Source organism: Agromyces chromiiresistens, from assembly GCF_029167465.1.
Lineage (GTDB): Bacteria > Actinomycetota > Actinomycetes > Actinomycetales > Microbacteriaceae > Agromyces > Agromyces chromiiresistens.
The window spans coordinates 1370421-1383164 of record NZ_JARFNL010000004.1; the positions used below are offsets into that span (position 1 = coordinate 1370421).

Sequence of the window (12744 nt, forward strand, 5' to 3'; positions counted from 1 at the left end):
CCCGCGCATCGAGACGAGGCAGACCACGTCAGTGCTTCGCCGCGGACACCCGAACGTCGACGATCTGGCCGGTGAGTTCTGAGTCGAGGAGGCGGAGCGATACGACGGCGACGTGCTCGGGGTCGAGCAGTGTGTGCGTCGGTTCCTCGCCGAACGCGTTGATCCGCATCGGTGTGCGGGTGCGCTGCGGGTTGAGGCAGTTCACGCGCACGCCCGACTCTGCCCACTCGTCGGCGAGGGCCTGCGTGAGGTTCACGACGCCCGCCTTCGTCGCCGAGTACATGCTGTAGCCGGCACGGCCGCGAGTGTAGGAGCTCGAGGTGAAGAGCAGCAGTTGGCCCTTCGTCGCCTCGAGGTACGGGTACGCCTCCTGGGCGATCTTCGCCGGGGCGAGCAGGTTCGTCTCGAGCGTGTTCCGGAGCCGCTTCTTCGATGTATCGGTGAGGTTCGCGATCGAGAGGACCCCTGCCGTGATCACGATGTAATCGATCGGCCCCTCGGCGGCCGCGGCTTTCAGCGCGCGGCGAACCTGCTTGCGCGAGGTGACGTCGGTGCCGGTGGCCGACCGGCTGAACGAATGCACTCGGGCACCCGCAGCCTTCGCACGCTCGGCGATGCTCGCGCCGATGCCGTAGCTGCCACCGAACACGACGAGAGCCTTCCCGGCGAGATCGAGCGATGTGGCTCCATCGGCTGCGTATGCGGTCAATGAGGTGGTCTGCAGCTGGAAGATCTTGTCGGCGATGTGGATGTCGAGCGGCTCGGTGACCTTCATGTTCTCGGCAGTGCCCGCGACGACCTTGATCGGGACGTCGGGCAGGTAGTTGAAGATCACGCCGCAATCGTCGGTGGCGGCGAAGTCGGGGTCGCCCGCGGCGAGCTCGTACGCCCGACGGATCGTCGAGAGTCGGAACGCCTGCGGGGTCTGCCCGCGGCGCAGGCGCGAGCGCGCCGGGATGCCCGTGATGATCGAATGCTCGTCGACCTCGATGATGGTATCGGCTGAGGCGATCGCGGTGTCGACCGCGTCGTACTCGTCGAGCGCCGCGACGCAGTCCTCGATGATGCGCTCGTCGACGAACGGGCGCACAGCGTCGTGGAACAGGACCTTTGCGTCGCCGTCTGCAGGCAGGGCGTCCAGGGCGAGCTTCGTCGTATCGTTCCGCGTCTCACCGCCGGGCAGCACCGCGGTGAGCTTCGTGAACCGGGGGTCGGACTTGAGGTGGTCGAGCTCATGGATGGACCCCGCGTTCATCATGACGAGCACCTCGTCGATGAGCGGGCTCGCCTCGAGCGCCTCGAGCGTGTGCTCGACGATCGCCTTGCCGGCGATTCGAATGAGCTGCTTCGGCATGCCGAGCCCGACGCGCACGCCGACGCCGCCGGCGAGCACGACCGCGTGCGTCTTCGCCCGCCTCAACGGCTGCTGCCCTTGAGGGTGGTGATGGCTTCGGCGACCGGGCCGTCGTACATCATCTCGCCTCGACGGATGACGATGCCGCGCGAGCAGATGTCGGCGATCATTCCGAGATCGTGGCTCACGATGAACAGCGTCTTGCCCGCCGCGACGAGTTCGCGGATCTTCGCCTTGCACTTCTCGCGAAATGGGGCGTCACCGACGGCGAGCACCTCGTCGACGAGCAGGATGTCGAGTTCGGTGTGGATGGCGACCGAGAACGCGAGGCGTACGAACATGCCGGAGGAATAGTGTTTGACCTCCGTATCGATGAACTCGCCGATCTCGCTGAACTCGACGATCTGGTCGAAGCGCGCCTCGATCTCCTCCTTCGACATGCCGAGGATGGCCGCGTTGAGGTAGACGTTCTCGCGACCCGAGAGATCGGGGTGGAAGCCCGCGCCCACTTCGATGAGCCCGGCGACGCGGCCGCGGGTGAGGATACGGCCGGCATCGGGACGCAGGACGCCGGAGACCAGCTTGAGCAGGGTCGACTTGCCCGAGCCGTTGTAGCCCATCAAGGCGACAGCCTCGCTTTCGCCGACCGTGAAGTCGATGCCGTTGAGCGCCTCGAACGAGGTCGACGTCTTCTTGCGCTTGAGCCACGCGACGAACGTCTCCTTGAAGGAGTGCGTGTGCCGGAGCGTATACGTCTTGCGAACGCCTTCGACGATGATGCGCGGCGGTTCGAGCTCAGAGGTCTTGGGCAAAGCGACCCTCCAGCCTGCGGAAGACGAACTGCCCGACGAGCAGCATGACGAGCGCGACGACGATCGAGATGCCGGCGAACAGCCAGAGATGCTCGGGCCGATTGGCGGTCTCGGAGGTCGTCGGGAACCAGAACGCCGAGTGGAAGAGTTCCACCGCCGACGTGAGCGGATTCAGCATGTAGATGTCGTAGACCAGGGGCGGCAGCTTCGCCTCCACCATCTCGTACGAATAGAGCACCGGCGACGTGTACGTCGCGAACATCAGGATGAGTTCGACGAGGTTCTGCGAGTCGCGGTACGACACGTTGATCGAGCCGAAGAACAGCCCCAGTCCGGTGGCGATGAGTAGCACGATCAGCATCGCGAGGATTGCTCCGCCGAGCTGCACCACGGTCGGTACCCAGCCGGCGATGAGACAGACCATCACGAGGATCGTCAGTTGCGGCAGGAAGTGCACGAACGCGATGAACACGTCGGCGATCGGGAAGAGCTCGCGCGGCAGGTAGATCTTCTTGACGAGCGCCTTGTTGTTGACGATCGACTTCGTCGCATTGCCGAACGCCTCGTTGAAGAGATTGACGACGACGATGCCCGAGAACAGGTAGATCGGGAAGCCCTCGATGCCGCGATTCAGGCCGAGGAAGACGCCCATCACCATGTAGTAGATGAAGAACTGAGCGGTCGGCTTCACGTACGACCATGCCCAGCCGAGCACCGAGCCGTGGTAGCGCGTCAGGATTCCCTTGCGTACGAGCAGCCGGAGCAGGTAGCGGTAGCCGAAGACGTCGAGTATGCCGCGCCCCGACCCGGGTACGGAGAACGCCGAGAGGTCGACGGGATCGGTCTTGGACATCTCGACGATTCTATTCGCCTCGAGACCGCGAGAACGCCGAACTCTCGCAGCGGTCGTTCAGCTTCGCTTGAGCGCGTCGCGCCAGCTCATGTCGCGGGCGGCCTTGACCGCGCAGATCACGACGAGCATCCAGCCGCCCTCGTAGAGCGCGAAGCTCTCCGCGGCGCTCGTCACCGCGATCGCGACGAGGACCAGTGCCGGCCACAGGTAGACGACGCTGCGACGGTTCGAGGCCAGCAGCCACGAGCGCACGAGCGCGACGCCGATGAGCGCGGCGAATGCGAGCGCGCCGATGACGCCGACTTGGAAATACGCGTCGAAGTAGGCGTTGAGTGCCGATTCGTGCGGCCGACCGACACCGGCTTCGAGCCAGGTGTACGGCGGGGCATCGGGCCACTTTCCGACCCAGCCCCAACCCTGCAGCGGGTTCAGGCTCAAGTAGCGCGAGAGCTCGCGCCAGAGGTCGAGCCGCACATCGAACTCGGCGCGCGCGTCGAGCAGCTCGATGATGCGGATTCGCAGGATCCAGCCCGTGACGAGTGTCGCGGCGACGAGTACGAGCAGTCCGAGCTGCCATCGCCAGCGGCTCTGTTCGGGCACACGGCGGAGACCGTAGAGTGCGGCGAGGGCGACCAGTGCCGCTCCGAGCGCGATCCACGTGGTCGGCGAGCCGGCGAACACGATGCACAGCGCCCCGAGCACGATCGAGAAGATCGTGCGGGTGCGCGACACGATGTGCGTTCGCCACTCGACGATGAACGTGATGAGCGCGATGAGTGCGACGAAGCCGAGCAGGTTGCGCGATCCGAAGATTCCCTGGATCGGTCCCAGGGCGGCGATGTTCCCCTCGACGCCGAGGAACCGGATCGGCTGATCGACGAGGACGCCGGCGAACACCTCGAGCGCGAGCGACGCGCCGAGCAGCAGCCGGAACGTATCGCCGAATGCACGCACGATCTGGATCGTGTCGCGCATGAGCGCGACGTAGACACCGAGTACCGCATACGCGACGAGATAGGCGACCCGTACGCCGGAGGCGAGCGGGGCATTGCTCCACAGCACCGACGCCGCGCTCCAGCCGACGAAGACGAGGATCGTGAGCGGCAGGATGCCGTACCACTCGATCGCCCGCCATCGAGTCACGAGCGAGGCCGCGCACAGCATGAGCAGCCCGCCGAGCGCGGCGAGGAGGCCGGGCCAACCGATGAGCGAGCGCACTGCGTGAGTGGAGAACGCGAGGCCGATCGCGATGAGCGCGAGCGCCTGGGCGAACCGCGCCGATCCGACGAACTCGCGAACCGCGGCCCAGTTCAAGCGTCGCCCTCCGACGAGCTGGTCGAGGAGGAGCGGAGCGACGTCTCGAAACCCATCCCACTCGGCAGGCGTCGTCGGTCGACCCCCGCCTCGAGCGGCTCCGGCTTCCACTGCCGCTGCTTCGTCGCCCAGGCGATCGCGATGAGCAGCGCCCATCCGCTTTCGACGAGCAGCCGGCTCTCCGCGAGGCTCTGCCCGAGGAGCGCGACCATCAGGAGCACCGGCAGCAGCGCGGCAGCCGAATAGGGGCGCGCCCGCCCCGAGGCATCCATGGGCCGGTCGACCGCGAGGAACCACGATCGCCAGAGTGCGCCGATCACGATGGCGGCGAACGCCAGCAGCCCGACGATGCCGATCTGCATCCACACGTCGAGCCACGCGTTGTGCGCCTGCAGGTACGTCACGCCCTTACGTACCGCGAGGTCCGTGAACGGCTCGACGAACGGGTTCCAGTAGCCGACCCAGCCCCACCCGAACCACGGCCGTTCGGTGATCATGCCGATCACCGAGTTCCAGATGTCGAGTCGGCCGGTGAGGTCTTCTCCCTTGCCGAACAGTTCGAGCAACCGGCTCCAGAACACCACGAGCACCGTGACGGATGCCACCAGCGCGCCGCCGGCCGCCCAGTAGACGCCGCGCCGACGGTCGGGTCCGGCGCGCCGCGCCCACAGCGCGAACCCGAGCGCGACGGCCACGACGACGGCGACGAGGATGACGGTGGCCGACCGGGTGAGGGCGAAGGTCGCGCCCGCCACGATGAGCCAGAAGATGCCGCTCCCGCGCCGCATGGCGCCGGAGGCGAGCATCGTCCCGAACGCGATGATGGCCAGCAGGGACGCCATCGCCAGCAGGTTGCGGCTCGCGACGATGCCCTCGACGGGGCCGCCGTGGAACAGCAGCGCGCGCGACCAGTAGAACGCCATCGGCAGCTTCTCGGTGCTCGCATCGAAGTCGGGGAAGTTCGGCAGCAGCGGCTGGCGTACGAACGCCGCGACCCAGAACTCGAAGAGCAGCGAAAGAGCGAGCAGCCATTTCAGCGCCGAGCCCAACGAGCGCATGAGTCGTGGCCACGGGAGGCAGAGCGCGAGCGCGACGCCGACGAAGGTCGTCGCGAGGGTGAGCGCAACGCCCAGCGCGGATGCGCCGGGGTAGTACGACCACGCGATCGAGAGTGTCGCGATGACGAGGAAGACGAGGGTCGACTTGGGCACCCGTCGCCAGGTCCAATCGGGCTTCACGGCGATGATGAGCCAGACCGCGCCGATGATGACGAGCGCGGCGACGATGCCGAAGCCCCACCAGCCCAGCAGGTTGCGCCAGAATTGCCCGGCGAGCAGGGTGAAGATCGCGAACGTCGCGTATGCGCTCGTAAGCGCGTTGCGGCGTGCGTGAGTCATGGGGACAGCGTACAAGTTCCGCCGGCGCCTCTTGCCGGGAGCGAGCGGGTGGCATCGTTCGACCGCCTAATCTGGCTACATGGTCGTACTTACGAAGCTTGAGCCCTATAGCGACTCCGACGGGAACCGGATCGACTACGCCGGTCCCTCGCTCGAGAACGTGAAGATCGTGTTCTCCGGTTCGAACAACATCCTCACGGTCGCACGGACGGCGAGCCTCGGAAGATTCGTTGTCGAGTTCAATTGCAGTAACGGCATCGTGGAGGTCGGATCGAGCCGCGGGGTTCCCGCGTTCAGTGCGACCGTTCGCGTCGGCGAGGACTCGCGCGTCCTGATCGGCGACAACGTGTCGACGACGGCGACGTGCGGTATCTCCGCGACCGAAGGCACGACGGTCTCGATCGGCGCGGACACCATGATCGCGAGCGGGGTGCAGCTGCGGGCCGATGACGGACACCCGATCTTCGATGTCGCCAGTGGTAGGCGGGTGAATCGCTCGAAGGACATCACGATCGGCGACCACGTCTGGCTCGCCGTGAACTCGACGGTGCTCGGCGGTGCGCAGGTCGGTTCCGGGACGGTGGTGGGGTTCGGGAGCATCGTCACGAAGTCCCTCCCGAACAATTGCGTCGCGGCTGGAAACCCCGCTCGCGTCGTGAAGCGGAACACGGCATGGGAACGCCCCCACCTCTCGCTGGTGAAGCCGTACTACAAGTTGGATGCGTCGACGGTCAAACGATCGGACTACTGGGCGCCGACCGTCGACCTGCCGCAGACGTCGCGTCGAAGGGGCGGCGTCCGCCGAATTGCAGCGGCGCTTCGTGCCGTGGTGCGATCCGGATCGTCGGCAGGCGTGAGTGATCGGGCACCCGGTTAGGCGGCGGTTCCGTCGCAGCCGAGGCGGCGACGGGTTCTGACGGGCCGGTAGCCTTGGGGGATGCGTTCGAAGCAATGGCCGTCGCGGTGACGGGGCGCGCGACGGTATCCCGTGTGGGGCGGGCCGCCTCCTCGATCGTCGTACGGTGCGCTGCGGTGTTCCGGCCGACGCACCCGATCGTGAGCGTTGTCGTTCCTGCGCACAACACCGCCGAGTACATCGACGATGCCCTCGATTCGGTGCTCGCGCAAGAGTTCCGCGATCTCGAGGTGATTGTCGTGGACGACGGGTCCACGGATCGCACGTACTGGCGAGCGCTCCGCAAAGCGGTCGGCGACCCGAGGATCCGCGTCCTCCGCCAGCGAGCGGCCGGTGCGGGACCGGCACGGAACCGTGGGATCGGTCGGGCGAGAGGGCGGTATCTCGCCTTCCTCGACTCGGACGACGTGCTGCCCGCGGATTCCTTGTCGAGTCTGATCGAGTCCGCCGAGCGGACTGGATCGCAGGTGGCCGTCGGGGCATTCCGACGGTTCGACGAGAACGATGCATGGGTGCCGGAATGGGTGGGCGAGGTGAACGCCCGGCCCCTCAGCGGAACGACGCTGGAGTCGGTGCCGAAGCTCCTCCGAAACAACTACCCTTGCGGAAAGGTGTTCCGTCGCGATTTCTGGGACGAGTCGGGACTCGGGTTCCGAAGCGACGCGATCTACGAGGATCAGCCCCTCATCGCCCAGTTGATGCTGGCCGCGACGTCGATCGACGTGCTGGACACGGTGACGTACGACTACCGTCGGAGAAGCGATCGATCGTCGATCAGCCAGCGTCCCGAAGAGCTCGTCGATCTCCGCCAGCGGGTCGCCGCGTGGATGCGGACGCTCGCTGCGTTCGAAGCCGGACGGACTTCCGAAGCCGTCATTCGCGGGTGGTACTGGACCGTCTACCAGACGCACATGCACTGGTACCTCGACAATGACGCGATCGCCGATGCCGAGTACTGGCGATTGTTGCGGGGCGCGCTCCTCCACCTTCGCGACCGAGAACCGACGGGCGTGTGGACCGAGGTGACGGCCTCACGACGCGCCGCACTGGCCCTGCTCGCGGAGGACCGTCATGCCGACCTTCTTGCGTTCCGCGATGCCGGCGGATACGAGCCAGCCCGCTATTTCAGTGGCCCCACGACAGCCGGCCTGGTCTACGACTTTCCGATCGACCTCCCCGAGCGATCGCGGACGACTGAGCCTGCAGGCGTCAGGGTGGACCACGTCCTCGACACGATCCACGCCGCGGATGGCGCGATCATCGTCTCCGGACGGATCTGGTTGCACGACACCCCTGCGGACACGCCGATGAACCTCGAGATTCTGATGCGCGAGGACGTCGACGAAGCCGTTGAGCCTCGATCAACACCGGTGGCGCTGATTCGGACCCCGGATGGCGGGTTCAGGGCTCGACTCCCGATCGACGACCTCGAGATCGGCACGTTCATCCTCGCTGCACGCGGCAGCGTCGGGCCGATCGATTACGCCATCGAACTGGCTGAGCCGAGTTGGGTCGAGCCGACGAGCATGGAGTTGACCGCCGGAGACCACCGTGTCACGGTACGACGTCATCCGAACCGGTTCGTCCCCGTTCGATTCGATATCACCCCGATGTATCCGGCCGGAACGGCTGCGTCGACTGCGTGAAGGTGAGCGGTCGACCGGCGTCGATGACGGCATCGTAGACTCGCTCGCTGTTCCGGCCGTCTCGGAATGGGAACGCACGCTCGATTCGGTCGGCGAAACGGTGCGCCAGCGGGCCTTCGAACATGGAGGCCAGCCCACCTGCGGCCTCTGTCGGACTGGCGATGACCGGGCCGAAGCCGTGCTCACGATAATCGAAGTATCCACGGCGCTCGGTGTGCTCGTTCCAATAGCGCGCCTCATCGAACTGGAAGTAGAGCGTGGGCCGGCCGAGGAAGGCGAAGTTGAAGGCGATCGACGAGTAATCGGTGATGAGCGCCGCCGACCGCGTGACGAGATCCTGGACATCGTCCGCCTCATAGCTCTTGGTGCTGATGACCTCCGGAAGGTCGAATTCCGAGATGTACTCCGAGAGGTTGGGATGCGGAAGGAAGACGATGCCCAGCTTCCTGGACTCAGCGAACTCGTGGAGCGCAGGATCATGCAGGAGAGCCGTCCAGGCTCGTGCGAACTCGCTTTGCATGAATCCGTCTACGCGCTGGTGGCGTTGCGACCGGACGTCGAGCGGGCGGGAGAGGTACTTCCGCCAGGTCGGCGCGATGAGCAGGTTGCGAATCTCCGACTCGAGCAGAGCCTCGCTCCGCCGCTTCAGCGCATCGAATCGCGGCAGCCCCGTGAGGCGTACCTCACGGGTCGAATAGCGGTATGGCCCCACCCCGGTCAAGGCGCCGTACTCGTCCGGAGTCGAGGCGACGAACGTATCGATCGGCTTCGGGTTCAACCAGTTCGAGAGGTCTCCCTTGATGACGCCGTGCTGAAGGAAGGTGAATCGCCACCGTGGCGGTCCGTATCGGGTTCCGAACGGACTGACGATCGGCGCATCGGCATGACTCGATATGAGCTCCGAGGCCATGAGCATGAGTATCCGATATCGTCGGCTCCCGTACGGGACGAGCCGGAAGCCGTCGTCCTTCAGGCGGGACCACGTCGTCGTGTCTCGGCTCACGACGAACCAGGCGTTGATCTCAGGGTGTTCGACGCGCAGCCATCGGTAGAACTCCTCGGCGCTGTCATTGGCATCCCACTCGCGATCCATGAGTGCCCACGCATCGTAGAACCTGCGTCTGTTCCACGGCGCGCGGAGTTCGAGCGATACCAGCGTGTCGCTGAGTGAGCGCTTCCGGAGCGCGTGACGTATGCGCCGGAGTCCGTCACGGATGGAGCGGGCGACGAGTCGGCTCGCCGATGATTCGACGCGGAACTTCTTCGGCGTACGGTTGATACGCCGGCGCCGCAACGCGATGATCGCGTCGTTGCGAAGCTTGAAGAGCGATCCCGGGGATTCGAACGAGAAGATGGGCCGGGTTCGACCGTCCAGGTCGATCCGGATGACGTCGTGCGCACTGACCCAGAGGACCCGCTCAGTGAAGAACTCGCGGCCGAAGAGGACGACGCGACGCTCAGTCGCGTGCCGCGGGTGAACGATCGTTCGCTGGATCCGGACGAGCTCCGAGGGTCGGTCACCGCGGTAGCGGTAGCGCAGGCGGACGAGCCCGCGAGCGTCATCCGCCGCGTCCGCGTAGATGGGTGAGACGGCAGCCGCGTCGAATCCGTGCGCCAGCGCCCACTTGATTTCGGGATCGAAGTGCATCAGATCGAAGCCGAGCACGGTCTCCTGCTCGACGTTCGCCATCGTCTCGGCAACATCGAGGAGGAACTGCTCGAGCACGGCCGTCGATGTTGCACGCGACGCGGCATGCTCGGCGGCTTCCACCTTCGTGAGCCAGAGCAGATCGTAGACGATGAGCGTCTGGAGCCACCTCGGCACTCGTCCATTCGTGCGAACGGCCTCGCGCACGAGGGGCAGATAGCCGAACCGCGCTACCGTCGCGTATGTCCGCTCGTCGCTGCTCGCCCCCTGGACGCTCGAGCTGCCGTCCGCCCGTCGGCGATAGTGGTAGTGCGCGCCTGCAGCGAGTCCGACCAGTGGTCTGTCGAGTGTGAGGAGGTACTCCGCGACGAACTTCCCGTCCTCGAATCGGGTGCGCAGCCGGTCGTCGAATGACAACTCGTGTCGCCGAATCCGTTCCAACCGGAAGAAGCTGAGCGGCGCCTGTCCGTGGATGAAGTTCGGCTGCGTCTCGAGATCGGTGATCGAGTCGCCGATCATGAATCGGAACGCATTGGGGTGGTTGTCCACGCGCGTTCCGGCGGCCTCGTGCCACATGATGGTGTGGCCGGCGAAGAATTCGCAGTCATGGGCGTCTTCTCGGGCTATGACTGCGGCGATCTGCTCGAAGTATGCCTGATCCAGCACGTCATCGGGGTCGACGAATGTCACCCATTCGCCCGAGGCGATCTCAATGCCGGCATTGCGGGCCGCCCCCTGACCTTGATTGGGCTGCGTCAGGACGGTGACATTCGAATGGAGCTGCGCGAAGCGGCGACAGGCCGCGAGAGACCCATCGGTGGATCCGTCGTCGACGAGGACGACGTCGATGCCGCTGAACCCGATCGACTGGTCAACGAGCGATTCGAAGAACTCCTGCAGATAGGGTTCGACGTTGTACACGGCGCTGACCAGTGAGAATTTCGGGGACATTCGGCTCCTAAGCTGTCGACACCGAATCATCGGGGCCGCAGTGATGCTAACGCATGTTCGCCGGTCGCTTCGGACCTGCGAGCAGTGTGCGAACCTCATCTCGGAGGATCGACGCGGCGGACCCGGGGTCGGGCCCCAGATAGTCGCGACAGAGGCGCTCGCGTGCGGCGAAATGGCGGTCCGGCCCGAGGAGTGCTTCGATTCCGGCATGAAGGCCAGGGTGGCCGGAGCTCAGGACGACGCCTCCGGTAGCGAGCGGAAGTGTCTGCGCGTCACTGTCCGATGCTGACATCGCGATGGCGTACGGCTTCGCGGACGCGAGGAAGTCGGTGAGCACACTCGATACGTCGGTGATCAGCGCATCGGCGTCGTTGAAGCACTCCACGAGGTCAAGTCGTGCGGACTCCACCGAGAGGCGGTGACCCGTGCCGGTGCGGTCCCGATGGTTCCGGAGGAGTCCGTCGATGGTGCGGACGTCCTCCGCCGTCTTCGCCACGCGAAGCGCGTGCGGGTGAGGGCGGAAATGCACCGTCACGCCGGCAGCAAGCAGTTCCTCCACGATCGCCCGCCCATACCCCAACGACGAAACGGCCGTGTCGGCGTTGAATCCGGCCCACGTCGGCGCGTACAGCACGACCGTCGGATGATCGCGCGCCTCCTCGACGCGCACGACGTCGGCGAGCTGCGGACGCCCGACGATCCGGAAGTAGTCCGTCGTCGTCTCCACGGCGTGATCGGCGAATCGGCGAGCAGCAGCTGGTCCGGCGACGAAGTTGCGATCGTACTGACGTAGGGATGGGGCGTAACTGGGGGCCTTGTCACTGTCGCCGTGGTTGAGCTGGACGTGCCACAGATTCGAGAATCGAGTGCAATTGGTGTTGCTCGGAGCATTGTTCACATAGAAGATCGCGATCAGTGACGGCACGATGAGATCGTCCAATTCATCATGTCGCTCCAGCAGGACGACCGGTGGACCGCCGGGGCCGGCGGCGGTCGCCGCATCGTCGAATCCCTCCTGATTGCGAACGACGATGACGAACGGTTCGCCGATGCCCACCAGTTCATCCATCCACATCGTCAGCTGGTAGGCGGTACCCGTCGGCGCGTCCCAGTGCACCGCGAACTTCGGGGCGAGCCGTTGCAGCTCGGGGCGGAAGCGCTCGCGAGCCTCGGCCTGGCGTCGACGGGCGAGGAATGCGGCGCCCAGTTGGCCGGCGGACAGCAGCAGGCTCGCACCGCCGAGCACCAGCGCGAGCACCGCGACCATCGGCCAGCTCACCCCGAGGATGGTCGCGAGGGCGCACAGCAGTCCGACTCGAGCCGAGGCGATGACGGGCCACGTCCGGGGGCGGGGTGTGCTGCAGCCATCGAGTCCGGCCGCGAACGGGCGCAGGCTCGCGGCGCTCCGGAACGCGGCCGTTTCGAGCGCCAGCGCGAGGACGGCTACCGCGATCGAGGTGAGCTCCGGTCGCGTCGATGCCACGCCGAGCACGCCAGCGAGGACGACGATGCGCGGGACCGTCATGCTGCGGAGCTCCAGCTCCGAGAGGAAGCCGCCGATCGCCAGGATCGTGCTGCAGGTGACCAGCCCGACCAGCGCGGCCCCGGTGACCGAAGGATGGAGCCGGGAGGAACTCAGCGCGGCGACGGCGGAGACGCCGGCGAGCAGTGTGGCGGCGACCCGCAACGTTCGCAGACGCGACGCACGCTTCAGGCGCTCCGGGAGGCGGATGACGTAGCCACCTCGGCTCCGCCGAACGGAATCTGTCATGTCGTCGCTCGAGGCTCCAGTTCGAATACGCTGACGCCGGATGGCGTGGGACGCCGGCCAGTTGACTCGAACCCCAAGCATC

9 protein-coding genes are annotated in these 12744 nt (G+C 66.0%); 2 read left to right on the top strand and 7 right to left on the bottom strand.

Annotated elements, in window-relative coordinates:
* Nucleotides 1-28: 28 nt before the first annotated feature.
* Genes PX701_RS13545 through PX701_RS13565 form a run of 5 tightly spaced genes read right to left on the bottom strand, consistent with a single transcriptional unit; the run spans nt 29 to nt 5730 of the window.
* Nucleotides 29-1420 (bottom strand): bifunctional cytidylyltransferase/SDR family oxidoreductase, encoded by a 1392-nt coding sequence (locus PX701_RS13545; RefSeq protein ID WP_275506590.1) that lies wholly within the window; start codon nt 1418-1420, stop codon nt 29-31.
* A complete protein-coding gene (locus PX701_RS13550) occupies nt 1417-2166 on the bottom strand; it encodes an ABC transporter ATP-binding protein (RefSeq protein ID WP_275506591.1) in 750 nt (249 codons plus the stop codon). Before PX701_RS13550 ends, PX701_RS13545 begins: the two co-directional genes overlap by 4 nt.
* Nucleotides 2150-3019, bottom strand: a complete 870-nt coding sequence (locus PX701_RS13555; protein ID WP_275506592.1) for an ABC transporter permease — start codon at nt 3017-3019, stop codon at nt 2150-2152. Before PX701_RS13555 ends, PX701_RS13550 begins: the two co-directional genes overlap by 17 nt.
* Nucleotides 3020-3076: 57 nt before the next feature.
* The gene (locus PX701_RS13560; protein WP_275506593.1) at nt 3077-4333 is read right to left on the bottom strand and encodes an O-antigen ligase family protein; all 1257 of its coding nucleotides are present in this window, start codon (nt 4331-4333) and stop codon (nt 3077-3079) included.
* On the bottom strand, nt 4330-5730 hold the full coding sequence (locus PX701_RS13565) for an O-antigen ligase family protein (RefSeq protein WP_275506594.1): 1401 nt from the start codon (nt 5728-5730) through the stop codon (nt 4330-4332). The genes PX701_RS13560 and PX701_RS13565 overlap by 4 nt, the downstream gene beginning before the upstream one ends.
* A gap of 79 nt (nt 5731-5809) precedes the next feature.
* Between PX701_RS13565 and PX701_RS13570 the strand changes: the two genes are divergently transcribed.
* Both PX701_RS13570 and PX701_RS13575 read left to right on the top strand, forming a co-directional pair.
* Entirely contained in the window at nt 5810-6607 is a 798-nt protein-coding gene (locus PX701_RS13570) for an acyltransferase (RefSeq protein ID WP_275506595.1), read from the top strand.
* A 74-nt stretch (nt 6608-6681) separates the two neighbouring features.
* On the top strand, nt 6682-8292 hold the full coding sequence (locus PX701_RS13575) for a glycosyltransferase family 2 protein (protein WP_275506596.1): 1611 nt from the start codon (nt 6682-6684) through the stop codon (nt 8290-8292).
* On the opposite strand, the gene PX701_RS13580 is transcribed toward PX701_RS13575, so the two are convergent.
* Complete coding sequence (locus PX701_RS13580; protein WP_275506597.1) at nt 8249-10891, bottom strand: bifunctional glycosyltransferase/CDP-glycerol:glycerophosphate glycerophosphotransferase; 2643 nt, start codon at nt 10889-10891, stop codon at nt 8249-8251. The genes PX701_RS13575 and PX701_RS13580 overlap by 44 nt on opposite strands.
* A gap of 46 nt (nt 10892-10937) precedes the next feature.
* Nucleotides 10938-12662 carry a CDP-glycerol glycerophosphotransferase family protein gene (locus PX701_RS13585; RefSeq protein WP_275506598.1) on the bottom strand — a complete coding sequence of 575 codons (1725 nt, stop codon included), beginning with the start codon at nt 12660-12662 and terminating at the stop codon, nt 10938-10940.
* Nucleotides 12663-12744 lie beyond the last annotated feature (82 nt).